The organism is Psychrobacter sp. AOP3-A1-26 (genome assembly GCF_052378235.1).
Lineage (GTDB): Bacteria > Pseudomonadota > Gammaproteobacteria > Pseudomonadales > Moraxellaceae > Psychrobacter.
In genome coordinates this window covers 1-843 of the sequence record NZ_JBQSXN010000198.1, presented here as the reverse complement: position 1 = coordinate 843, position 843 = coordinate 1, and the positions used below count along the sequence as shown (strand labels likewise).

Sequence of the window (843 nt, the reverse complement as noted above, 5' to 3'; positions counted from 1 at the left end):
ATAGTTGAAAAAAATAAGCAACGCCTTACACTCTTGTTTACCACAACAAAGAGAAAAGGCGTTACTTATGGCTCGTACCATGCTCACTGATGAACAATGGCAAAAGCTGTCTGATATATTGCGACAAATTAACATATATAACAAGCCCAATCTAAGACGAACAGTCGAAGCGATGTTGTACCGCATACGTATTGGCTGTCCATGGCGCGACTTACCAACCTGCTTTGGCAAGTGGTCTACCGTATATCATCAATACCGCTATTGGCGTAAAACGGGTAAATGGCAACAACTGATGTCCATAATGACAGCAGACTACGATAGTGAATGGTTATTTATAGATGGTAGCGTGGTAAAAGCACATCAGCACAGTACAGGCGCTGCCAGTTGTCGTGATGAAGCCATCGGCACCAGCGTTGCTGGCAATAGCAGCAAGTTACATCTCATGGTTGATGCTTGTGGTAACCCTGTTCATGTGGCGCTGACAGGAGGCCAAGTACATGATTCTAAAATGGCCAACGCTTTAATTAAAAGTACCATCAAAAAAGAGACTAAGGCTGTTGTAGCAGACAGAGGCTATGATAGTAGCGACATAAGAGATTGTATCTTTGAACATTGTGCTGAGTCAGTAATACCCGTTAAGTCCAACTCTAAAAGCAATAACGATACGCTAGATTGGTACTTATATCGCTGTCGCCATTTAGTAGAAAACGCCTTTGCTAGGTTAAAACACTTCAGAGGCATTGCTACACGCTATGATAAGCTTAAAGCCAGCTATGAGGCTGCCGTAATTCTCGCTTGTGTCTTTATCTGGCTGCCGCTGATTTGAATTCTATACAGCCCCTA

At 43.1% G+C, this 843-nt stretch carries 1 protein-coding gene; it reads left to right on the top strand.

Features of this window, described 5'->3' with window-relative positions; all coding sequences use genetic code 11:
* The first annotated feature begins 67 nt into the window (after positions 1-67).
* Positions 68-826 (top strand): IS5 family transposase, encoded by a 759-nt coding sequence (locus ACT3TU_RS14285; protein ID WP_101767593.1) that lies wholly within the window; start codon positions 68-70, stop codon positions 824-826.
* The last annotated feature ends 17 nt before the right edge of the window (positions 827-843 follow it).

Excerpts from the sequence above, each read along its gene's own strand:
- ACT3TU_RS14285 (WP_101767593.1), top strand. The coding sequence starts at position 68 with ATGGCTCGTACCATGCTCACTGATGAACAATGGCAAAAGCTGTCTGAT.